This is a genomic window from Corallococcus sp. NCSPR001, from assembly GCF_017309135.1.
Lineage (GTDB): Bacteria > Myxococcota > Myxococcia > Myxococcales > Myxococcaceae > Corallococcus.
On the sequence record NZ_JAFIMS010000001.1, the window covers coordinates 247,133 to 268,751 of the forward strand.

At 72.1% G+C, this 21,619-nt stretch carries 18 protein-coding genes; 7 read left to right on the plus strand and 11 right to left on the minus strand.

Annotation, left to right across the window (positions count from 1 at the left end):
• Window positions 1–100 precede the first annotated feature (100 nt).
• Window positions 101–787: a response regulator gene (locus JYJ93_RS01070; protein WP_242543555.1), complete on the plus strand. Its 687-nt coding sequence runs from the start codon at window positions 101–103 to the stop codon at window positions 785–787.
• Here the strand turns inward: JYJ93_RS01070 and JYJ93_RS01075 are convergent, their stop codons facing one another.
• From JYJ93_RS01075 to JYJ93_RS01085, 3 genes are read right to left on the minus strand one after another with little or no spacing between them, the layout of a single operon-like run.
• Window positions 788–3,661 (minus strand): bpX6 domain-containing protein, encoded by a 2,874-nt coding sequence (locus tag JYJ93_RS01075; RefSeq protein ID WP_206785884.1) that lies wholly within the window; start codon window positions 3,659–3,661, stop codon window positions 788–790.
• The gene (locus JYJ93_RS01080) at window positions 3,658–5,478 is read right to left on the minus strand and encodes an LpqB family beta-propeller domain-containing protein (RefSeq protein ID WP_206785885.1); all 1,821 of its coding nucleotides are present in this window, start codon (window positions 5,476–5,478) and stop codon (window positions 3,658–3,660) included. The genes JYJ93_RS01075 and JYJ93_RS01080 overlap by 4 nt, the downstream gene beginning before the upstream one ends.
• A complete protein-coding gene (locus tag JYJ93_RS01085; protein ID WP_206785886.1) occupies window positions 5,475–5,936 on the minus strand; it encodes a hypothetical protein in 462 nt (153 codons plus the stop codon). The genes JYJ93_RS01080 and JYJ93_RS01085 overlap by 4 nt, the downstream gene beginning before the upstream one ends.
• Window positions 5,937–6,033: 97 nt before the next feature.
• Between JYJ93_RS01085 and JYJ93_RS01090 the strand changes: the two genes are divergently transcribed.
• On the plus strand, window positions 6,034–6,504 hold the full coding sequence (locus JYJ93_RS01090) for an SRPBCC family protein (protein ID WP_242543557.1): 471 nt from the start codon (window positions 6,034–6,036) through the stop codon (window positions 6,502–6,504).
• Here the strand turns inward: JYJ93_RS01090 and JYJ93_RS01095 are convergent.
• The 3 genes from JYJ93_RS01095 to JYJ93_RS01105 all read right to left on the minus strand — a co-directional run bounded on the left by JYJ93_RS01095 (window position 6,496) and on the right by JYJ93_RS01105 (window position 9,160).
• Window positions 6,496–7,251, minus strand: coding sequence for a hypothetical protein (locus JYJ93_RS01095; protein WP_206785889.1), 756 nt, complete (start codon window positions 7,249–7,251; stop codon window positions 6,496–6,498). The two genes, JYJ93_RS01090 and JYJ93_RS01095, sit on opposite strands and share 9 nt — an antisense overlap.
• 20 nt (window positions 7,252–7,271) lie before the next feature.
• Window positions 7,272–7,871 carry a hypothetical protein gene (locus tag JYJ93_RS01100; RefSeq protein ID WP_206785891.1) on the minus strand — a complete coding sequence of 200 codons (600 nt, stop codon included), beginning with the start codon at window positions 7,869–7,871 and terminating at the stop codon, window positions 7,272–7,274.
• A 131-nt stretch (window positions 7,872–8,002) separates the two neighbouring features.
• Window positions 8,003–9,160, minus strand: a complete 1,158-nt coding sequence (locus JYJ93_RS01105) for an AAA family ATPase (RefSeq protein ID WP_206785893.1) — start codon at window positions 9,158–9,160, stop codon at window positions 8,003–8,005.
• Window positions 9,161–9,205: 45 nt separating this feature from the next.
• On the opposite strand from JYJ93_RS01105, the gene JYJ93_RS01110 reads away from it, so the two are divergent.
• The 3 genes from JYJ93_RS01110 (at window position 9,206) to JYJ93_RS01120 (ending at window position 11,336) form a co-directional block, all read left to right on the plus strand.
• Window positions 9,206–9,826, plus strand: coding sequence for a hypothetical protein (locus JYJ93_RS01110; RefSeq protein ID WP_206785895.1), 621 nt, complete (start codon window positions 9,206–9,208; stop codon window positions 9,824–9,826).
• A 20-nt stretch (window positions 9,827–9,846) separates the two neighbouring features.
• Window positions 9,847–10,560 (plus strand): YqiA/YcfP family alpha/beta fold hydrolase, encoded by a 714-nt coding sequence (locus tag JYJ93_RS01115; RefSeq protein ID WP_206785897.1) that lies wholly within the window; start codon window positions 9,847–9,849, stop codon window positions 10,558–10,560.
• 62 nt (window positions 10,561–10,622) lie between these two features.
• Window positions 10,623–11,336, plus strand: coding sequence for an alpha/beta hydrolase-fold protein (locus tag JYJ93_RS01120; protein ID WP_206785899.1), 714 nt, complete (start codon window positions 10,623–10,625; stop codon window positions 11,334–11,336).
• Between the two features lie 85 nt (window positions 11,337–11,421).
• On the opposite strand, the gene JYJ93_RS01125 is transcribed toward JYJ93_RS01120, so the two are convergent.
• From JYJ93_RS01125 to JYJ93_RS01145, 5 genes are all read right to left on the minus strand, one after another.
• Window positions 11,422–12,060, minus strand: a complete 639-nt coding sequence (locus JYJ93_RS01125; RefSeq protein ID WP_206785900.1) for a LysM peptidoglycan-binding domain-containing protein — start codon at window positions 12,058–12,060, stop codon at window positions 11,422–11,424.
• A 103-nt stretch (window positions 12,061–12,163) separates the two neighbouring features.
• Window positions 12,164–13,570 carry an MATE family efflux transporter gene (locus JYJ93_RS01130; protein ID WP_206785902.1) on the minus strand — a complete coding sequence of 469 codons (1,407 nt, stop codon included), beginning with the start codon at window positions 13,568–13,570 and terminating at the stop codon, window positions 12,164–12,166.
• A gap of 84 nt (window positions 13,571–13,654) precedes the next feature.
• Window positions 13,655–15,787, minus strand: a complete 2,133-nt coding sequence (locus JYJ93_RS01135) for a beta-propeller domain-containing protein (RefSeq protein WP_206785903.1) — start codon at window positions 15,785–15,787, stop codon at window positions 13,655–13,657.
• Window positions 15,788–15,913: 126 nt separating this feature from the next.
• The gene (locus JYJ93_RS01140) at window positions 15,914–17,086 is read right to left on the minus strand and encodes a TIGR02266 family protein (protein ID WP_206785904.1); all 1,173 of its coding nucleotides are present in this window, start codon (window positions 17,084–17,086) and stop codon (window positions 15,914–15,916) included.
• 93 nt (window positions 17,087–17,179) lie between these two features.
• Window positions 17,180–19,006 (minus strand): Hsp70 family protein, encoded by a 1,827-nt coding sequence (locus JYJ93_RS01145; protein WP_206785905.1) that lies wholly within the window; start codon window positions 19,004–19,006, stop codon window positions 17,180–17,182.
• 272 nt (window positions 19,007–19,278) lie between these two features.
• Here JYJ93_RS01145 and atpH point away from each other — a divergent pair, with 272 nt between their 5' ends.
• A complete protein-coding gene (gene atpH, locus JYJ93_RS01150; RefSeq protein WP_206785906.1) occupies window positions 19,279–19,821 on the plus strand; it encodes an ATP synthase F1 subunit delta in 543 nt (180 codons plus the stop codon).
• A gap of 148 nt (window positions 19,822–19,969) precedes the next feature.
• Window positions 19,970–21,454, plus strand: coding sequence for a PAS domain S-box protein (locus JYJ93_RS01155; RefSeq protein WP_206785907.1), 1,485 nt, complete (start codon window positions 19,970–19,972; stop codon window positions 21,452–21,454).
• Window positions 21,455–21,619: the final 165 nt, after the last annotated feature.

Consider the following 21,619-nt stretch of genomic DNA (forward strand, 5'->3'; position numbering starts at 1 on the left):
AAACAGTGGCCGGGGACCACTGTCGGACAGGTGACGCTGGGGCTCCCGTCGGCCCCGGGTGCGCTTCAAGAACCCGAGGAAAAACAGGTCGAATCGGGGGATGGCCCTGGGCGTCCATCACCTGCTGCTCGTCGAGGACGATCGGACATGGCGAGAGGGTGTGGGCCGCGCAGCGCGTGAAGCGGGCTTCCTGGTGTCGTCCGTGGCGGACGGCGCGGAGGCGTTGGACTGGCTGCGTCATCGCCCGCGCGCGCAGCACCCGGACCTCATCCTCCTGGACCTGGTGATGCCCCGGGTGGATGGATGGGAGCTGTACGGCCAGCTGCGCACGGACGCGAGGCTGCGGCACCTGACGGTGATGCTGGTGTCCTCGGCGAGTGGGACGCCGGACGTGCCGCTGCACGGCGTGGTGGGCTTCCTGCAGAAGCCGTCGCAGCCGGAGGCGCTGGTGCGGTCGCTGGCGGAACGGCTGCGCGAGCTGCCCGAGCGTCCGAAGGAACCACCGCGCGTGCCGTACTCGCTGCGGCTGACGGACGAGTCGCTCTACGCGCTGCACGCCCTGCCGGGCCCGGTCCGCCACGCGGTGCGCGTGCACCTGCTGCGCGCCGCGGAGCTGGCCGCGTCGGAGCTGCCCCTGGCGTCATCGTGGTTGATGGCGCTGCACAGCGAGCAGCCGTCGCTGCTGGTGACGGTGGAGGGCGTGCGCGTGGTGCTGGAGGTGGACGACGCCGCCTGCGCGCTGACGGCGAGCATCGTCATCGTGCCCAGCCACCTGCGCTGCGCCTGATCACACCACCGGCACGCGGTGGACCTCGCCGGAGTGCAGGTCCAGCCACACCACGCGCCCGTGCAGGTCGTGGACGGCGCACCAGTCCTCCGTGAGCCGCACGACTTGAGGCGGGGTACCGGAGAACTCCACCGTCGCGCGGGGGTGGTCGGCGACGGTGCGCAGGACGGCCGTGTGCAGCTCGCCCTTCTGGAAGCGCGTCACGCGCCAGGAGTGCGCGAGCACCTCGCCCGCGCGCTCCGCGTCCGGCCGGGCCGGGCGGTGGAAGCGCCGCGAGATGATGGGGGCCACATAGTAGGGCCAGGGTCCGGGCTCCTCGCCTTCGGGGACCGCGATGCGCACGCCCATCGCCTCGCCGTCGGGCGTGAGCGAGAGCGCGTCCGGCGGCCCCCGCAGGTCCTTCATGTCCGCGCGCCCGCGCAGCACGGGGCCTCCCGCCAGTTCGTAGGCCCAGCGCTCCAGCCGTTCGAAGCCCTGCTCCGGCGTGAGGTGCAGGACGAGGAACGACAGGTGCTTCGCGTCCACGGCCATCCGGAGCACGGTGCCGCCCACCTCCGATACGCGCCACAGCGAGCGCGGCTCCGAGGCCAGCGTGTCCACCATGCTCACGGTGTCGCGCGTGGCGGTGAACCACCGCTCCCCGTCGTAGGTGGGGGCCCACGCGTCCAGCTCCAGGTCGCACCAGCGCGTGGCCCGGCGCTCCACCAGGTCCAGCCGCGACACGCGCCACAGGTCGCCCCGGCGCGCGAGCGCGAGCGCGCGGTCTCCCTGCGAGGACAGGACCAGGGAGAACGCCGGCACGTCGAAGCCCGCGAGCGTGCGTCCGTCCGGGCCCACCAGCCGCGCGCCCGCTTCGCCCAGCGCGAGCAGCACGCGCTGGCCCGGCAGCACCACGGCGTCATGCACGGCGTGGGCGCCCGCGTGGCCGCGGTCCATCCACACGCGCACGTGCGGCAGGTCGTGCGTTTCGGCCCAGGGGCGCCGTTGGGAGGCCCGCGGCGTCGGCAGGTCCGCGCGCAGCGCGGCCAGCGCCGGGTCCTTGAGCGCGTGCAGTTGCTGGAGGAGCTTCGCGTTGGAGGGGAGCTCCTCCACCGCCTCGTCCCGCATCAGCGCGCGCACGGTGGGGATGACGAGCGCGCTCCGGGCATCGGAGGTGTCCGCGCGCAGCAACTCCGTGGCGAAGGCCAGGCGCTCCGGAGCGCGCGCCGGCGTTTCGTCCGACAGCAGGGTCTGGATGTCCTCGCGCGCGGCGCCGAAGCCGTCCGGGAACTCGAGCGCGAGGCGCGCCAGGAGCTTCGCGCTGCCCGTGCCTCCGGCCTGGATGCCCCGCTCCACCCAGGCGCGCGCGAGGTGGCGCGCGGACGCCACGGGCCACACGGCGTCCACCGCGCGCGACCAGTCCCCGGCCTCCGCGAGCGACTCCGCCCACAAGAGGCGCAGGGCCTGCGCTTCGGCGGGATGGGTCTTCTCCAGGCGCAGCACGGCGTCCGCGAACACGCCCGAGCGCCGAGCGATGGCCACCGCGCGCTCCACGTCCTTCGCGAGGAACCACTGGCGCACCACGAGGCCCGGCGGAAGGCCGCGCCCTTCCGCGAGCTCCGCCGCGAGCTGGAAGCGGCCGTGGCGCTCCAGGAAGGACACGGCCTCCTCGGTCGCCTCCAGCAGCTCCGCGAGGACGAAGGCGGCCTCGTCGATGCGGCCTTCGCGCTCCAGGCGGCGGAAGGTCTCGCGGTAGCGCTCCCGCAGCGCATCGAACACGGCGGGGCCTCCGCCGAACGACTGCGCGGCCCCGCTCCGGCCCTGGGGTTGGATGCGCAGGTTCTCACGCGGGCCGGGCACACCGAGCGCGAGCTTCGCGCGCTCGTCCATGTCCTTGCCCAGGGGGATGGCGTGGCGCAGGGCTTCGTCGAGGTTGCCCTGTTCGAAGAGCTCGAAGAGGTGGCGCAGGTAGTCGCCCTTGCGCTGTCCCACGAGCTGCCCCAGGAGCGTGTTCCGGAGCATCCACTCCTTGAGCTGCTCGAGCGCGTCCGGACCTTCGGGTTCGGCGGGACGCGTGCCTGGGTTGGCCCCACCATCCCGTGCCCCGGTGCCCGGCGCGCTTTGCGTCTCCGCGCGAAAGGAACGGCGCAAGCGAGAGAAGAAGCCCTCACGCCGCACGGTCACCGCGCCCTCCCGCGCTCCTTCTGGCCGCGAACGGAATGCCCGGCGCAGCCGCGCGAACACGCCTTCACGACGGACGGTCAGCACTGCGTCGCCGGGCCTCCGCGAGAAAGCCTTTCGCAGCCGCTCGAAGAAGCCCTCTCGCACGACCGGGACCTCCTGCCCCGCCATGCGCGCCAGCATGCGCTCCGCTTCGGGCGCGAGCGCGGGCACCTTCGGTCCGAACGCCGCGCGCGTGGGCGGAGGCAGCGGCTCCAGCGCGCTCTTGAGAGGCGGAGGCGGCGCGCCCAAGCCCTTCACCCGCACGCGTCGCCACTCCGAGACGTCCAGCCACGTCCCCGGATCCACCTGACGCAGGTCCCAGGGCTTGTACACGCGAGCGACGCCCTCCTGCACCAGCACGACGGCGCCCAAGGGTGGCTCCAATCGCTCGCGATCCTTCGGGCTCAGCGGCGCGCTGGTGAGCACTCCGGCATCCAGCACCAGCGGCAGTCCGGGCGCGGCCTCCACCGCGCTCCTGCACGGTGCCGCCAGCTTCAGCAGGTGGCCTCCCGCCAGCGCCCAGACCGTGGCGCCGGGCCTCCAGGCCGCCAGCACGCGGCGGCGCGCCTCGGCCTCTCCCAGCAGCCCGGGATGGAACCACCAGGCCGCCGCCACCACGGTGCCCCGGTGCACCTGGGCGCGAGGACGCACGACTCCGGCCGCGGTGCTCACGGCGTGGCCTCCGGGACGGAGCGGTACAGCACCGCCTGCGCCATCAGGTCCCACAACACGAACTCCCCCGCCCGCGTCAGCCATCCCAACACCGGCTGCCCGTGGCTCGCCGCGGCCTGCACCACGGGGCCACTGGCCACCACGAGCGTCCGGGACTCCTCGGTCGAGAAGAAGGAGAAGGTGCGTTGATCCAGATGCAACGCGACCAGTCCGGGCAGGGACGGAGCAGGCGGCTGCACCACGCCCACCACGCGATGCGTCTCTGGCACGGTGATGACCGACGCGCCGGTGTCCAGGAACAGCCGCCAGTCCAGCTCACTGTCACGCACCGCCAGCAGCCCCGCGTCGGGATGCGCTTTCGACGGCGAATGGCCGAAGTACGCCTCTCCGTGGCGCGCGTTGAGCGGGGTGAGGTTGGGCAGCCCCCCGCGCATCGCTCGCAACCGCGAGATGACCGCGCCTCCCTCCCCCTGGGGGCGCAGCACCCAGACCGGGCGCGCCTTCACCTCCGCCATCGCGGAGACGCCCTCCTCCTCCACCTCGAGCGTCTCGGTCCTCGAGGAGGGATGTGGCAGCGAGAACAGCCGGCCCTTGCCGTCCTTCAACCAGAGGCGCTCATACTCGCGCCGCCCTCCCCAGCTCCAGCTCAAGAGGGTCAGCGGGAGCGCGCCCGGCGCGGGGTCCGGCCGCAAGGAGTCATCCGCCGCGTGATAGTGATAGCGCCCCTTCCGGAAGCCCACGGGCACCTGCAGATTCCCGTGCATCACGTAGATGTCCTCCTGGCGCGCGAGCACGAGCAGGCCGCCCGAGGAGCGCCATCCCGCCGCGATCACCCGCTGCCCCGGAGGCACCTGGACGCGCCGGGGCTTGGGCACGGTCGAACGAGGAGAATGCGGCACCGCCAGGGCCTCGACGGCGCCGTTCACGGAGAACAGCAGCACGCGCGTGCCATCCGCGCAGAAGGAGAAGCCCGCGATGCGCTGGCCGGCCTTGCGCGGCATCCACCCGGAAGCCTGCGGCTGGGAAGCAATGGGATTGCGCAGCAGGCGCACGCAATCCTCCGGAGGCGGCAGCTCCAGCACCACCGAGCGGGGCACCCGCGCCGCGGGCCGCACGTCCACGGTGAGCCGGTGCGCGCCGGGCTCCATCGGCTCGGAGACCTCCACGCGGGACATCCCCTCCGCGCCCGCCATTCGTCCCAGGCGCGAGGAGCCCACGAGCCACACGTCCTCGGGTGCGCGTGAGAGGTCCAGGGCCTCGCGCCACGCGGACAGGTGCCGTGCGGAGGCGGGCGTGGTGGAGCGGGCGTGGAGCCACGCGAGCAGCGACGTGCCTCTCAGGCCCTCATGGGTGACGTGCGCGGGCTCGGTCTGGAGCGCGCCCCAGGTGAACGCCGCGCCCACGGCCTCCGCACGGCGCGCGAGCACCACGAGCAACGCGAGGTGCGCGATGCGCGGCAGGCCCAGTTGATCAGGCCCCACGTCCAGCAGCACCACGGTGCGCCGAGCCCCCCGAGGCTGCCGGAACGCAGGCTTGAGGAATGACAGCTCACCGAACGCCGCGCGGCGCACCAGCTCGTCCGGCGCCTCCAGCGCCCAGAGCCACTCACTGACGAGCAGCCGGTCGAAAGGCCCCCGCCGGGAGAGCCCGTCGTAGCCTTGAGGCTCACCGCCCTCAGCCTCACCGCGAGGCCGCAGTGTCCCGACCGCCGCGGACAGCCGAGCCACATGAGGCCCCAGGTGCCGCGCCAGGTCCTCCGGGAACAGGGACAGCTGCGCCGCCCAGGGGCGCAGCGCGGGAGGCAGCGCGGTCGTCACGAAGCGGCCTCCAGGGCCATGGCGGACAGCCACGCGCGCAGCGAGACGCGCGCGACAGACCTGGCCGCCGCGACGGAGACGAGCATCCCGGATGCGGGCAGCACCGCGAGCGGCGCATCGCCCTGCCCCGCGAGCAGCGCGCGCTCCAGCAGCGAAGGCGCCACCTCCGGCTCCAGCGCGCAGGGCAGCAGCAGCGCGGGCGCCAGCGGGTCACGGCCCAGGTACACCGCGCCATCCACCCAGGGCAGCGAAGCGGCACCCCCCAGCAGCACGAGCACGTCCGACCCCGCGACACCGTTCCACGATGCGAGCACCGCGTCCTCCGCCCGTGAAGCGCGGTGTCCCAGCGCGAGCGCCACGGGACCGATACCGGCCACGGCCACGGGCTCCAGGGGCAGGGCCCGGGGGCGCCAGCGAACAGGAAGCCCCGCGACAGCGGGCTCCGATGGCGGCCTCATCACACCGTTGCGCACCCCCGCACTCTAACGAAGGGGCGTGAGCGCCAACAGGGCATCTCGCTGTACAGCGTCCGGAGCCCTGCCCATGCTCCCGAGCATGAGCACGACCCGGATCCGCCACCACGTGAAGGCCCCCCGCTCGCGCGTCTACAGCGCCCTGATTGACGCCCGGGCGGTCCAGACGTGGATGGTGCCCGACGGCATGACGAGCCAGGTGCACATCTTCGAACCCCGCGAGGGCGGAGCGTTCCGGATCTCCCTCACCTACGACGCGCCCACGCAGACCGGAAAGACGACCGCGCACACGGACACGCACCACGGCCGCTTCGTGAAGCTCGTGCCGGACGAACAGGTCATCGAAACCACCGGGTTCGAGACCTCCGACCCCGCGCTCCAAGGCGAGATGCGCATCACGTTCACGCTCAGCGACGCACCGGACGGAGGCACCGACGTCGACGCCGTGCACGAAGGACTCCCGCCCGGCGTGCCGCCTGAAGACAACGAGCTCGGCTGGCGGATGTCCCTGGAGAAGCTCGCGAAGTACGTGGAGTCCCCCGCCTCAACGTGACGGCAGCTCTCGCGCCGCGACCTTCGGCAGGGCGCGGTACTCCTCCGTTAGCACGAAGCCGTCCCCCATGTTGGTGACGCGGGTGAGCGCGTAGAAGTCCTGGAAGCGGTACTCCGCGCTCGCCTGCCGCAGGAGCCCCTGCCGCAGCTCCTCCACGCTGCCCTCCCCGTCCTGCTTCATGGGCGGCCCCGCCAGGGTCGCGAGCGTCGCGTTCGCCGCGAGGAACGTCGCGCTGATGGGGACCGGATCCACCGCGCGGCTCACGGCCACCAGCGACACCAGCCGGTCGTCCGCGCCGAACGTCACCCACAGGTTCCGGATGGCCGCCTGCCGATTCAACCCCGGGAACAGCGCCGCCGGCACCTCTTCACAATCCAGGTCCCCCTGGCTGCGCGGCACCGAGCACTTCACCCCGTGCGCCTGGGCCCACGCGAGCAGCGACTCGCGCGTCGTCTGCTCCAGGTCGAACCCCAGCGCGGGCCGGGCCAGCGCGGGACTCTCTCCCCGGTAGGAGGCCGCGAACCGCATCCTCGCGGCCTCCTTCTGCTCGGGGCTCTGCTTCACGTCGTACCCCAGCGGACACCCCGCCGCGGACGCGGCCTGGGGCATGGACATCCCCATCCACTTCAGGAGCGGCCGGCCGGACGGCGTATGGGCAAAGCCCATCACCGCCGTGAACAGCACGCCCACCCCCACGGTGGAGACCAGCACACGGCGCAAGGCGCGCGGGAGAACGATGCGAGTCATGGAGCCCTCGGAAGCGGTGACTACTTGCCGACGATGGACGCCTTGAACGCGGCGTCCGTCACGATGGGAGCGAAGCAGGAGGACACGTCCGCGGACGTCACGCCGTTGTCCGTGAGCGCCGGCACCACCATGTTCGCGATGAAGTAGTCGTACTGGGAGTTGGTGATGGCCATGCCCAGGTGCGCCGCCGCCATGTCCTGCGGGCCCGCGTACGTCTTGCCATCCGTGTACTGGATGGACTCCGGACCGCCGTAGGCATAGACGAGGAACGCCGCCAGCTTGCCCTCGAAGGTGGCCGCGTCGTCCGCATACGCCGGGCCCTGGCTCGCGTCACCGATATGGGTGAAGGACTCGCCCAGGTTCGTCGTGCCGTTGGGGCCCTGCAGCTCCGCCAGCGTCTTCGCGACGATGGACTTGTTCACCGCGACGAACGCGTTCGCGCCGAACGTGTCCCACGCGTTCTTGCTGCTGCTCGTGCAGCGCAGCGCCGTGCCCGGGCCCTTGCCCGTGGGCATGTAGCCCGTGCCCGCGTCCGGCATGTTGTTGTTGTCATCATCGTCGCCACAGCCCGCCAGCAGGGCCGCCGAGGCAAGAGCCAGCGCCGCGAAGGTGTTTCGCATGAAGTGTCCTCCCGTGGATGAAATGCCTTCGGCACGGCGCTCCCAGCGCCGCCGTTCCGCTGGCAGCAACCCATACGGGGCCCCGCATCCATTGGATTCCATCGGATTTCAGGAAGGACTTTCGGACGATGTCACGCCGCGCGGGTGCTCGCCTCCGCCAGCACCGCCGCCACCGCGCCGCGCAACGCACGCAGCGTCTCCGGCAGCGCTTCCGGCGCGAAGCCCGCGTCCATCTCGCGCGCCACGCCCTCCAGCTTGAGCCGCCACGCGGCCACGGCGTCAACGTCCCCCTCCACGGGCCGCGACTCCAGCAGCACCTGCCCCGCCTGCGCGATGCGCTGGGCCCGGGCCAGCGGCCCCGCGCTCGCCTCCAGCGCCGCGGCCGGCAGCGCCAGGTTCTCCGACGCGGACAGCACGTCACGCAGCACGTCGCGCGCCAGCGCCTGCGCCTCCTTCGTGGGCACCGCGTAGACGAGCGGCCACAGGTCCGCCACGCCCGGCGTCGTCCGCCCCGCCAGCGCCGAGGCGGCGGCCACCAGCCGCTGCACCTTCACCGCGCGCCGGTCCGACAGCGCGATGCCCGCCGCCCGCAGCGTCCGCAGCGCCTGCGCCAGGTGCGGCCTCACCGGCCCCAGGTCCGCGCGCCTCGCCGCCTGGGCCACCACGTCCAGGGACTGGAGCGACGCCACTCGCGGCGCCGCGTCCACCCACAGCGACGCGCCGCCCTCCAGCAGCTCCTCCAGCCGCGGATCCGGCACCGGCTCCACGAAGATGCGCGCGAGGAACCGGTCCGCGAACGCGGCCAGCGCGTCATCCTCCGGCAGCGCGTTGGACGCGCCCACGCACACCCGCAGCGGACACTGCATGCGCGTGTGGCCCCGCCGGAACGTCCGCTCGTTGAGCAGGCCCAAGAGCGTGTTGAGGATGGCGGTGGAGCCCAGGAACACCTCGTCCAGGAAGGCCACCTCCGCCTCCGGCAACATGCCCGCCGTCTCCGTCTCCACCAGCCCCTCGCGCAGCTTGCGCAGGTCCACCGGCCCGAAGATTTCAGACGGCTCCGTGAAGCGCCCCAGCAGGTACTCGAAGTACGAACCGCCCAGGCCGCGCGCCGTCCTGCGCACGGCTTCACTCTTCGCCGTCCCCGGCGGGCCCACCACGAGCAGGTGCTCGCCCGCCACCGCCGACAACGCCACCAGCTCCACCATCGCCTCGCGCTCGACCAGCCCCCGGCTCGCGTCGGTGAGCGCGTCGCGGACCTCGGCCGCCGCGACTTCGAAAGATACGGACATGCCCGCGAGCCTAGCCTCGCCCCCGGTCCGGCATACAGTGGCGGCATGGATACGAAGTGGAAGTGGCTGACCCTGGCCGGCGTCCTGGGCGCGGGGCCAGCGGTCGCGGACGGGTGGCATGGCTATGCCTCCCTGGGCGCGGGCATCACCCTGGATCATTTCAGCGACTGGCGCGCCAAGGGCCCCGCCCTCCAGGCCTGGCTCGGATTGGAAACGCCACCCGGCCTGTCCCTGGGCGTCGTCTTCGAGACCACCCAGACCTGGGGCCAGCAGTTCGCCGAAGCCCAGAACCCGTCCGAGATGAGCCGCGTGCAGTTGGACTACACCGCCGTGGGCCTGGAGGCCCGCCTGCGCTTCCTCGGAGACAAGCCGGTGACCCCGTGGGTGGGCGCGCGCCTGGCCAAGAGCTGGTCGCAGCCCTTCACCCCGGACAGCCTGGGCCAGCTGCGCCGCGAGGACTTCGACGTCACCAGCATGGCCTTCCGCGTGGGCCTGGACGGGTGGATCTCCGACCGATGGGGCATCTCGCTCGCCACCGCCATCCAGTTCTGCGACGTGAAGTTCACCAAGGCCACGGACGACACCAGCGCCAGCGCGGGCGTCAGCGTGAACATGTGCGCCAAACCGCTCCAGAGCATCGTCGCCGGGCCCGTGCTGCGCTTCTAGCGCGGGTACAGTGCGCGCCCATGAACGCGCCGCCGCCCCCCACCTCCGGTCCCCGCTGGCTCTACCTGCACGGCTTCGCCTCCGGCCCCCTCTCCGCCAAGGGCGTCTGGCTGGACGCGTACTGGGCGAAGCAGGGCATCCCCCTGGAGCGCCTCAACCTGCGCGTGCCGTCGCTGGAGCACCTGAGCCTGCACGCCATGCTGGACACCGTGCGGGACGCGCTGGGCGCCCCCAACGACCGCGCCGTCCTCATCGGCTCCAGCATGGGCGGGTACGTCGCCGCTCGCACCGCGGAACAGGACGCCCGCGTGGGCGCGCTGGTGCTGCTGGCCCCGGCCTTCCACTTCGTGGAGCAGCTCCAGCGCCGCCTGGGCCCCAACAACTGGACGGAGTGGAAGCGCACGGGCTACCTGGAGACGGACGACCACGCGGAGAAGCGCCGCACGCGCGTGCACCACGGCATCATGGAGGAGGCCGCGCTCATGGACGCGAAGCGCGGCCCCTGGCCAGACGTGCGCGTGCCCACCCTCATCATCCACGGCCGCCAGGACGACACCTGCGACGTGCGCTATTCGCGCGAATGGTCCAAAGGCAAACGCCACGTCCGGCTGGTGGAGGTGGACGACGGCCATGAGCTGACCGCTTCGTTGGAGCTCATCGCGAAGGAGGCGGATGCCTTTCTCACGCCGTGGCGAGGTGTGGAGCAAACGCGGCAGGTGTTCACTGGCGGCTGAGCCGGACGCGTCCGTGTGGCCGCCCCGCTCGCGCCTTGAATGCGTTGGTTAATGTGGCGGCCATGAACCGCGAATACCACCGCTGGCACAGCCCGCGGCTGAACCGGGACATGGAAGTGCTGCTGTACGGGCACTCGGGCGAACCCGTCATCCTGGTGCCCACGAGCAAGGGCCGCTTCTTCCAGGCCGAGGACTTCGGCCTCATCGGCGCCATCTCGGACTGCATCGCCGCGGGCCGCTACGTCGTGGTGTGCGTGGACTCGGTGGATGAGGAGTCCTGGTACAACAAGGGCGTCGTCCCCGCCGCGCGCGTGGCCCGCCATGCCCAGTGGGAGGACTACCTGCTGCATGAGGTGGTGCCGCTCGCGAGGGGCCGCTCCACCGGAGGCCGCCTCACGCTCGCCGGGTGCAGCCTGGGCGGCTTCCACACGTACAACGTGGGCCTGCGCCACCCGGACGTCTTCCAGCGCCTCATCTCCATGGGCGGCAAGTTCGAGACGGAGGACTTCCTCGACGGCCACCACGACGAACAGGTGTACTTCCACACCGCGCCGCAGTGGCTGCCGGGCCTGAACGACCCCGGGCGCCTGTCCGCCCTGCGCCGCGTGGAGATGACCCTGGCCGTGGGCGAGCACGACTTCTGCCGCCCCTCCAACGAGAACCTCTCCAAGCTCCTCTGGCAGAAGGACATCCGCAACGACCTGTCCATCTGGGACGGCGGCACCCACGACTGGCCCGTGTGGCGGCGGATGATCCGCCAGTACCTGCCGGCCTGAGCGCCGGGCTCCGGACACGACAAAGCCTCCGGTCGGTAGGACCCGGAGGCTTTCGTGATGCGCCATCCTCGAGCAGCCGGAAGGGCTACTCGATGGGCATGAACACCTTGAAGCCCGAGCGGCCGCTGTTCGTGGTGTTGCGCTCGATGAAGTCGCTGGCGGACGAGTGGCCGTCGCCCAGCGTCACCGCCGTGTGGCCGTAGATGCTGCCCAGGCGCGTGGAGGTGCTCTCCCAGGTGAGCACGAGGCCCGGAATCTTCAGCGCGTCCTCCAGGGACATGTCCACCTGGCGGAACTTGTCGCGCGGCAGGTTGTTGTCGATCTGGTTGCCGTTGCCGGACACGCCGATGCCCATGGAGTTGCGGATGGCCCGGCTCACGCCCGTGGCGCACAGGCCCTGGCTGTTGTAGCCGCCCATGCCCATGGCCGCCGCGCGCGCCGCCTCCGCCAGCCGGCGCCCCGTGGCCGTTCCGCCGGTGGGGGCCACGCCCATGGGGCCGCCCACGTCCGCGCCGCCACCCACGCCACGCCCGCCCCGGATGCCCTGACGGCCACCGGCGTCGAAGCTGTCACGGCCGGAGTGGCCGATGCGCAGCGTCCGACCCGAGATGATGAGGTCCGGGTTCGAGATGTTGTTGTCGCGCGCCAGCTTCTGCACGGAGGTGCCGAAACGAGCGGCCAGGCCAGAGAGGGTGTCGCCGGGGCGGATGCGGTAGTTGGACATGTAGGCTCCTGGGACAATTGTCGGGTCTTCCCGATCCAGGTTGCGTCCGATTCCCAGATTCTTGGAGTTTCCGTCCGGGCTGCAACTTTACAGCCAAATCCCCTCAGCCCTCCAAGGGGCGGAGGGTGCCCGCGCTGACGCGCCAGAAGCGCCACAGCACGGCGGCGGCCACGGAGATGAGGCCCGCGCACAGGCCCCACCAGATGCCCAGCACGCCCATGCCCAGGTGGAACCCCAGGAGCAGGGTCAGGGGCAGGCCCACGGCGTAGTGGCCCACGATGTTGGCCAGGAAGGTGAAGCGCGTCTGGCCGGCGCCGCGCAGCACGCCCGCGCCCACGCCCTGCACGCCGTCGAAGATCTGGAAGATGGCGCTCACCATCAGCAGGGGCAGCAGGAGCGGCAGCACGTCCTCCGGAGCCCCGGCCAGCCTCGCCAGGCCCCGGGGGAAGAGCGCGAACACGAGCCCGCCGAGCGACATGACCACCGCGCCGAGGGCGAAGGCCATCAGCCCGCTCCGGCGGGCCTGGGGCGTGTCGTGCGCGCCCACGGCCCAGCCCACGCGCACGCTGCCCGCGTTGCCGATGCCCAGCGCCATGGTGAAGGTGAGGCTGGCGAAGGAGATGGCGATTTGATGCGCGCCCACGCTCTCCGGCCCCAGCTTCGCGGACAGCACGCCCGCCAGCGCGAAGACGCCCACCTCCGCCGCGATGTGCAGGCCGATGGGCAGCCCCACCCGGAACGCTCGCAGCTGATCCGCCTTCACCGGCTTGCGCGACGGCGTGCCCGGCACCGGGATGGCCTGCACCGCCCGCGCGACGATGAGCACCTCCAGGGCCGTGCACAACAGCGTGGACAGCGCCGCGCCCGCCGCGCCCATGGCCGGCACGTGGGTGAGCGGCCCCGCCCACGCGGGCAACGACGCGCCGCCGAAGACGAACAGCGGCACCAGCATCACGTTGATGATGTTGGCCAGCACGGCGGACACCACCAGCGGCCGGGGCGTCCCGATGGCCTGCAGGTACGCGCGCACCGTGAGGAAGATGAGCATCAGGGGCAGGCTGGGCGCGCGGAAGTGCAGGAAGGCGCGCACCTGGACGATCTGCTCCTCCGCCACGCCCACCCACGGCAGACCGCTGGGCACGGTGATGAGCACCGCCCACAGCACCACGCCCACGAAGGCGGACAGCCACACGCCCTGCCAGAGCACGTCCCGCGCGCGGCGCGGGTTGCCGGCGCCAATGGCCTGGGACACCAGCGGGTCCACGCCCATCATCAGCCCCATGCCGAAGCTGCTGACGGCGAAGAAGAGGGCGTGGCTCAGGCCCACCGCCGCCAGGGCGGACGTGCCAGCCCGGCCGACGATGAAGGTGTCTGTCACGCTCATCAGGGACTGGCCCGCCTGCGCGATGCACAGGGGAATCGCCAGCCGCAGCAGGGCGCGCAGCTCCCCCTTCGTGCCTCCGGCCGGGGGGGAGGACGATACGGAGGGCTCGGCGGCTTCGGGCGGCATGACGGGGCCTATAGGGAAGGGAGTGCGCCGGTGCAAGCGACGCAATCCCCCCACCCCGTCTGACTGGCCGCCCGCCCGCCTGCGTCAGGGCGTGCTGGCCGGGAACGGCACCGTGACGAGCGGCGTCTGGAGGCTCTGCACCTTCGACACGCGCATCCCCGCGTCACTGATGGCATAGACGTAGTCATCCGCCATCACGCTGCGGCGCACCTCCGGCGTGTAGTAGTAGCTCCACTGCGGCATGCCCGCGCGCTTGTACAGGTCCGACATGGGCACCGAGCCCACCGGGGAGATGCCCGCCGCCAGGTCCACGCGGAACACGCGCAGGTCCGTGCGGAAGCCGCTCCAGTAGTCTTCGTAGGACCCGTAGGACCTCGAGTAGTCCGTGAACGGGATGGCCACCAGCCCCTTGGCCGCGAAGTAGTTGAAGGCCTTGTGCTCGTAGAGCGCCTCGCTCCAGCCGTAGGCCTCGCCCACCAGCTGCGTGGAGACCTCCTTCGGGTTCGCCAGGTCGTCCACGTCGAAGAGGGACAGCTTCAGCGCGCGCGTCCCGCAGCAGCCACCATTCGGATCCGTGTGGATGCCCAGGGTCAGCAGGTGGTGGTCGCCCACCGGGTGCATGTACGTGGAGAAGCCCGGCACCTTCAGCTCACCCACCTTGTGCGGGTTCGCGGGGTCGCTCAGGTCGAAGGTGAAGAGCGGATCCACCTGGAGGAAGGTGACCACGTAGCCGCGATTGCCCACGAAGCGCGCGCTGAAGATGCGCTCGCCCTCGGCCAGGTCCTCGCTGCGGCCCAGCTCCGCCAGGTGCCCGTTCTTCAGGCCCAGCGTCGTCACGCGGCTGGCCGTCGTGGTGCGGCCCCACCACCAGTCGTCGTGCTCTGGCTCCGGGAGGCGCGTGGTGACCGTGGTGGCCATGCGCAGCACGCCCTCGTACTCATCCAGGGCGAACTGGTTGATGGGCGTGCCCTCCACCGTGCCGGAGCCCGCGTACACCGCGCGGCCCGGCTGGGTCAGGTCGAACTTGTGCAGGTAGGTGAAGTCCTTCTGCCCCGGCAGCGGCCACCACCAGTAATGCGGGTGCGCCAGGTACAGCGACTCCCTGGACGCGTACACCGTGCCCGGCTCCGCCACCAGGCTGGTGCGCCCCGGCGCCGCGGTGCGCGCGTCCAGGTCCAGCGAGGCCACCGTCACGAAGCCCAGCGCGGACGGCGCGTTGCTCCGGTAGAAGTCACCGCAGGACGTGGGCAGGGACGTCTCCACGCCCGCCGCGTCCACGTGCCTGCCCGAGGGCAGCCACTGGTCCAGCGTATTCGCGCGGATGCGCTTCTCGTTCTCGGCGATGAGCGCGTCGATGGTCTTGGTGAGCTTGCCCTCGTCCTTGTAGAGGTCCTCCGAGTAGTCCACCCAGAACTTCACGTCCTCCGGCCAGCGGAACGCGTCCGACAGCACCAGCCGCACGTTGCCGTCCACGCGGCGCGCCTGGTTGAAGATGCCGGGCAGGTAGACCTGGTCCACCACCGTGGGGTGCGCCACGTCCGACACGTCCACCGTGGTCACCTTGGTGCTGTCGGCGTTGTAGTAGCCGCAGCCAAAGCCGTAGCAGGCCATGTCCACGGCGGGCACCATGCCGCCGCCCGCGCCCCCGCCCTTCGCCGGGGTGCCCGGCAGCGACTGCGCCACCTGCGAGACGATGACCAGCCGGTTCTGCTCGTCGAGCAGCATCTCCCGGGGCCAGCCCTCCACCTCCAGCGTCGCCGCCAGCGTGAGCTGCTCCGCGGGCCACGAGCGGTGCGCGTACAGCCGGTTGCCCGACAGCACGAAGATGCGCGTGCCGTCGTTCTGCACGAAGTCCGACTCGTGCACGCCCTCCACCTGGTTGTTGGTGCCGGTGGAGTCCTGCGGCGCCTGATTGCCGGAGCCGGACGTCACGCCGCCCCCCGCCGAGTCCTCCGCGGGCATGGGCCCGAAGATGATGCCGCCCCGCCGGCCGAAGCGCTCCCAGTACCCGGGCTTCTGCTGCTCCAGGCTCGCGCGCATCTGCTTCGTCGCGGTGTCCTCGATGTACCGCTCCAGCGCCGAGCAGTCGTCGAAGGTCGTGAGCTTCAGCGACTGCTGCACGGGCTCGTTGTCCAGCCCCTCCGGGGCCTTGCCCCCGTCACCACACCCCACCGCCAGGAGCGTGAGCCCCACCGTTCCGAAAAGACTGAAGCGCATGCGTGAATCCTCCCTCGAAAGCCTCGTGGGGCCAGGCGCTCTGCCACGCCCATGCCAGGGGAGAATCCCGTCGCGTCTGTCTGTGATTGCGGGGGGTTGGGACGCGCGCGGGGGGGCCCGCCGCTCTCAGAAACCTGAGGCGCGCACCGGCCCCGCGGTGGGAAAACCGAGGGACTGGGGCACGAAGCGCACGAAGCGCTGCTGCAGCTGCGCGTCCATGCCCTCCAGCCTCAAGCCCATGCCCGTCTGCGAGCGGAACGTGCTCCCCATCCCGGGCGGGTTGCACCACGCCACCACCGCCTGCGCCTCGCAGGGCGTGCGCTGGCCGGCCATCACCAGGCGCAGGGACAGCCTCGAGCCCTCGCGCGCGGGCGTGAGCGTGCGCACGAAGAGGCCCTGGGGGCTGGCGTCATGGCTGAAGCCGCTGAGGGTGGGGCCGCCCGGCGTGTTGAACTCCACCACGGTGAAGAAGGGCACCCGCTCCGCGGCCCTCAGCGGCACCGTGCCCGGAGACAGGCGCGAGAGCACCATCGTCAACAGCTCGTCCGCGCCCAATTGCCGCTTGAGCAGCAGCGGCGCGCCGCTCAGCTCCAGCGCGCGGTCCAGCACGTCCGGCGCCTCCTCCACCCGCGACATCAGGACCAGCGGCTTGCGCGCGAACTGCTCGCGCAGGCGCGTGGCCAGCGACAGGGCCTCGCGAGGCAGCCGCGACACGTCCACCACGAAGCCGTCCAGCCGGTCTCCATGGGCCGTGGCCTGCGCCGCCGCGTCGTCCAGGTCCTTGGCGTAGAGCACGTGCAGCCCCTCGTGCTCCAGCGCTCCGCCCAGGAAGGTGTGCAGGAACCGGCCGCCCTCCACCAGCAGCACGCCCCGCCCGCGCGGAGGGCCCGTCCAGGCGCGCTCGCGCGACAGGCGCACCGCGGCCACCTTCGCCGCCAGCGCCTCCTGGCTCACCGGCTTGGGCAGGAAGTCGTCCGCGCCCGCGCGCCCGCAGTGCATGACCTCATGGGGCTCGTCCGCCGCGGTGAACATCACCACCGGGACATTGCGCCCCGCCGGGTGCGCCTTGACCAGACGGCAGGCCTCGTCCCCTTGGAGCTTCTCCAGGTGCAGGTCCATCAGGATGAGCGCCGGCGTCCGCTGCGCCAGCTCCGCCAGGCACGCATCCGCGCCCTCCAGCACCACCGCGTCGCAGCCCATGCGCGACAGGTGCAGCCGCATCACGTCCCGCGCCGTCCGCGAGTCGTCCACCACGAAGACCAGATCTCTCGGGCGAGGAGAAAAGCCGGGGGTCGTCATGACTCCCGGAGATACGCGGACTCCAGGGAAGGCACCACGGACCCGGCGCCACAACGTGCGCTGGTGGACGCCCGTTGCGTGCGCCGCGGGACGTCAGCCGCGGGGCTCCGCGCGGCCGGACAGCAGCTTCGTGAGCTGACGGGCAATCTGGGCGCACTGCGCGGCGTCACCGGCGGCCAGCGCGTCCTTGCCGCCCACCAGCAGTTGCTGCACGGTGCCCACCGCGGACTCGGCCTCCGGGCTGGGGTTCTCCCGGGCGCTCTGCTGGAGCAGGCGGGCGAGCTTCTCCCCGCGCTCCAGGAGCTTGCGGAAGGTCTCCTCCGCCTTGCGCGCGTCCACCACCCCTTGCGCCTGGGCGTAGTGGGACTGCTCCTGGCCCAGCTTCTCCGCCTCGCCCTGCGGCAGGCCGGCCCGGGCCTCCAGGCGCACCAGCTCCATGTTGCCGGAGGTCAGGTCGGTGGCCTTCACCGAGAGGATGCCCTCGCCGGACAGCTCGAAGACGACCTCCAGCGGCGTCTCCCCGCGGCTGGCGACGTGCAGGTTCTTGAGGACCACCTCGCCCAGCTTGTGGTTCTCGTCCTGGAACTCGCTCTCCCCCTGGTACACGGGGATGCGCGCCTCGGACTGGCCGGAGGTGCCCGGGAAGAAGATGTCGCGCGCCACCACCGGCACGCCCGTGTTCTTGGGGATGAGCCGCTTCACCCGGCCGCCCATCACGCCCACGCCCAGGCTCTGGCTGGCCACGTCCAAGAGCAGCGCCTGGCCCGCCTGGCGGACCAGCTCGTCCGCCTGCACCGCGGCGCCCAGCGCCACGGCCTCGTCCGGGTGCACGTCCGTGGAGGGCGCGCGGCCGAAGAAGTCCGCCACCAGCCGGCGCACCAGCGGCACGCGGGTCATCCCGCCCACCAGCAGCACCACGTCCACCGAGCGCGGATCCATCCGCGCCTCCGCCATCACGCTCTTGCAGACCTCCAGGCAGCGGCGCGACAGCGGCTCGGAGAGCGTCTCGAAGAAGCTGCGCGTGAGCGCGGTGTTGATTTCGGTGAAGCGCTTCACGCCCGCCGTGTGGTCGCCCAGGCCGGACACGGAGATGGTGGCCTCTTCCGATTCGGTGAGTTCGCGCTTGGCCGCCTCCGCCGCCACCTTCAGGCGCCGGAGCGACTGCGCGTCCTTGGAGACCGCCTCCTGGAAGGGGTCCTCCACCTGCGCCAGCAGCCACTGGACGATGCGCTGATCGAAGTCCTCGCCGCCCAGCGCGTGGTCGCCGCCCGTGGCCTTCACCTCGAAGACCCCCGCCTTCACGTCCAGGATGGACACGTCGAAGGTGCCGCCGCCCAAATCGAACACCAGCGCGCTGCCCTCGAAGCCGCGCGACAGGCCGTACGCCAGCGCCGCCGCGGTGGGCTCGTTGACCAGCCGCACCACCTCCAACCCCGCGATGGCCGCCGCCTCGCGGGTGGCCTGGCGCTGGTTGTCGTCGAAGTTCGCGGGGACGGTGATGACGCACTTGCGCACGTCGCGCCCGAAGTGCGCCTGCGCGTCCAGGCGCAGCTCGCCCAGGATGAAGGCGGACACCTGCGTCGCGGGCAGCACGCGGCCGGACAGCTTCACGCGCACGTCGCCGGTGGGGCCGGCCACCAGGGGATACGGCACCACCGCCTTCGCCTGCTGCACCAGCTCCGGCGTGTAGCGGCGTCCCAGGAAGCGCTTGGTGGCCCACACCACCGCGTCCGGGTGCTCCTCCCCCAGCGCCTGGGCCGGCTGCCCCACCAGGCGGTCGCCCGCCCGGGTGAGGCCCACCACCGAGGGCGTGAGGCGTCCTCCCGAGCGCGAGGGGATGAGGCGCGGACGGCCGTCTTCCACGGTCGCGACGACGCTGTTGGTGGTGCCCAGGTCGATGCCGATGACAGGTTCTTGCATGGCGAGGGTGGGGCCCACGCTACGGGTAAGCGCCCACTTCCGCCAAGTCCTGTCGCACCCAGGCCGTCCATTGCCGGGCGCCGGCCTGCCTCGGGGGGCCCCCTGGGACTCCAAGGACGGCCACCACCACACACCCGGAGCGCCCACCGGGAGACGCTTCCCCGCCCGCTCTCTTCCAAGACCCCGGGAGGCCCCGGCCGGCCACGGCGATCCACCGCGCGGCGCCGGCGGCATTGCCGCCAGGGACGCCCCATGCTAAGGGCGCCAGCGTCATGGTGAACGTCTCCATCGCCCGCCGCTACGCCCGCGCCATCCTCGACGTCGCAGCGGAAGGCAACCGCACCGACGCCGTCGCCGAGCAGCTCAACGCCTTCGCCGCCGTCGTGGGCCAGAGCCCCGAGCTGTCGGACGTGCTGCTCAACCCCGCCTACAGCCGCGCCCAGCGCAACCGCGTGGTGGAGGCCCTGCTCCAGGCCATGCCCTCCCCCGCGGAGCCCGCGCTGGCCAACGCGCTGCGCCTGCTGGTGGACCGCAACCGCCTGGGCTACCTGCCCGACATCGCCCGGCTCTACCGCGACATGGCGGACGCCCGCGCGGGCCGCGTCCGGGGCCAGGTCACCAGCGCCGTGCCGCTCTCCGCGGCCGCCGTCGCCCAGCTCCAGCAGTCGCTCACGCAGCTCACCCAGCGCAACGTCGTGCTGGAGACCAAGGTGGACCCCGCGCTGCTCGGCGGCGTGGCCGCCCAGGTCGGTGGCACCCTCTACGACGGCTCCCTGCGCACCCAGCTGGAGCAGATGCGCCGCGAGCTGAAGTAACCCGAACCTCACTCCCGGTGCGGCGGACGTGCCGGGTTGTCAGGGTTGCCCCGCAGTCCTAGTCAAACCTGTATTTCCCGTCGGCGTGGGGAATGGGTATACTTCTGGGCAACGCGGACAAGGCCGCGTTTTCCGAGACGACCCGCCCATGCCGCAGCCTGTGTTCCAACGGCTTCCCGGAGCCCTTCCGACCCCGGGGGTTCCCGAGGAGACCCTGCCCTTCCTGGGTGCGTTGCTCAACGCGCCGGGTTGGGGGGTGGCGCTGGTGGACGGGGACTCCCGCCTCGTCTGGATGAACGACCTGCTGGCTTCGCTGTGCGGCCGTCCGGCGCAGCTGTGCGTGGGGCGCTTCCTCTCGGAGTCGTGGCCCGGCCTGGCGCCGCCGCTGTCACCGCTGCTCGCGCGGGCGCAGTCCGGTGAGCGCGTGGCGGAGGAGCTGGTGTCCGGCCGCTTCGGCGAGGTGGGCACGCTGCGCCACCTGACCGTGAGCGCCATGCCGGCGGGCCCCGGGGTGGGCGTGCTGCTCCTGCTGCGGGACTCGTCCGCGCGCCTGCGCGAGGAGGCGGCGCTGCGCGCGCGCGAGGAGCACATGCGCTCCATCGTGGAGATCTCCTGCGACGGGTACTTCTTCCACGACCGCGGGCAGTTCCTGGAGATCAGCCCCGGCCTGGGGCGCCTGCTGGGCTATTACGAGACGGCGGAGCTGATCGGCCGGAACATCCTGGAGGTCGTGGCGCCGGAGTTCCGCGCCCCCGCGCGCGACGTGATGGAGCGCGGCGTGGAGGCGCCCTACGAACTGGCCGTGCTCCACCGCGACGGCCGCCGCATCCCCGTGGAGGTCATGGGCCGGCCGGCGACGTTCCAGGGCCGCTCCGTGCGCATGGGCGCGGTGTGGGACGTGAGCATCCGCAAGGCCGCCGAGGAGCGCCTGATGCGGATGGAGCACTTCCGCGACCAGTTCCTGGACGCGGCGGGGGACGGCTTCAAGGCCCCGCTCCAGTCGCTCCAGTGCGACGTGCTCGCCCTCCAACACGCTCCGGCGATGCCGGAGGGCCTGACCGAGCAGGTAGGCCGGGTGGGCGCGGGCGTGCGGCGGGTGGAGCGGCTGATCCGCCAGCTCCTGGACTTCACCCGCGCCCGGCTGTCCAACGGCCTGCCCGTGCACCCCTCCTCCGTCCACCTGGGACAGCTGGCGGAGCGCGTGCTGGCGGACCGGCAGCGGGCCCACCCGGACCGCGACCTGCGGCTCGTCGCCAGCGGCGACCTGCGGGGCACCTGGGACGGCGAGCGGCTCTTCCAGTTGATGGACTCCCTGGTGGGCAACGCCCTGCACCACGGCCCGGTGTCCTCTTCCGTGGTGCTCCAACTGACGGGGCGCTTCGACGGCGTCACGGTGCAGGTGCACGACCCGGACTGCCGGGTGCCGCCGGAGTACCAGGGCACCCTCTTCGAGCCGTTCAAGCACCGCGCCCTGTGCTCCGCGGATGACGGGCTGGGGCTGTCGCTCTTCATCGTGCGGCAGATCGCCCTGGCCCACGGCGGGCGCATCTCCGTGGAGTCGGGGGCGGCGGACGGCACCCGCTTCATCGTGTGGCTGCCCCGCGAGGACGGCCCCTCCCTTTCCGGCGTCTGAGGACGGCCCGGCGCCGGGTGCGGACGCCGGGCGCTCCCCGGGCTTCCGGCCGGGCGGGGCCCCCCACGTCCGGGCCGCCGGCTTACGTGCGCGATAAAGGGGGGCGGGGTTGGGGGAAGTCCCTGGCGCGTGGCGCGTTGCGAGAGTCCCGGTGCCCGTGATAGG